Consider the following 810-nt stretch of genomic DNA (forward strand, 5'->3'; position numbering starts at 1 on the left):
GCGCTCCCGGGCGACCCGTACGAACCGCCCGTGCTGCGCCCCCGCGCCGGGCAGACGACCGCGACGGCGCCGGCCGATGCCACCGGCGCGAACGGGACACCACTGTTCCGGACCGCCACACTCACCCTGGACGCCGGGCAGGTGAGCGCCCTGCGCCGGCTGGCGACCGACGCCGGCACCACGCTCTACGCGCCGGTGCTCACCGCCTACTACCGCACCCTGGCCGCCCTGACCGGCCGCCGCGACCTGCTGCTGGGCCTCGCGGTGTCGGGACGCGACCACGGACTGCCCGACGTCAACCGCGTCTTCGGCCCGCTCGCCTCGGCCGTGGCCGTGCGTCCCGCAGCGACGACGGCAGCGGACGCAGACGCGCGCGACGCACATGCCGTGGGACAGCCGGCCGGTTTCGTCGCCGACCTGCGGCGGGTCGCCGACGCGGCTGCCGCTGCCAGGACGCGGCACGCCGACATGCCACGGCTGCCCAACGGCGTGCCGGCGGGCGCCCAGTTCTTCTTCACGTTCCTGCACTTTCCGGCTTCTCAGCCGCCCGCCGACGGTCCGCTGTCGCTCGCCTGGGACGAGAGCGACACGGAGCTGGCCCCGCCCCCGCTCGGCACCGACCTCTTCCTGTCCGCCCGGCCGATCGACGGCACCCTGCGCCTCACCCTGCGGGCGGCGGAAGCGGCCTTCGACACAACGGCGTTCACGGCGTTCACCGCGGCACTGCGCGCCCAGCTCCTGGCGGCGCCGACCACGAGCACCCCGTGCTCGCCGCCCGTGAGCCGCGGCACGGCCGCCAACGCGACCAGC

The 810-nt window shown here is 76.3% G+C and carries 1 protein-coding gene; it reads left to right on the forward strand.

Going from position 1 to position 810, the window contains the following annotated elements; translation table 11 throughout:
* Nucleotides 1-30 precede the first annotated feature (30 nt).
* Nucleotides 31-810 (forward strand): condensation domain-containing protein (locus ACYVE9_RS29095; protein WP_461030868.1); only part of this gene is annotated, 780 nt, incomplete at its 3' end.

This window comes from Streptomyces sparsus, assembly GCF_054776295.1.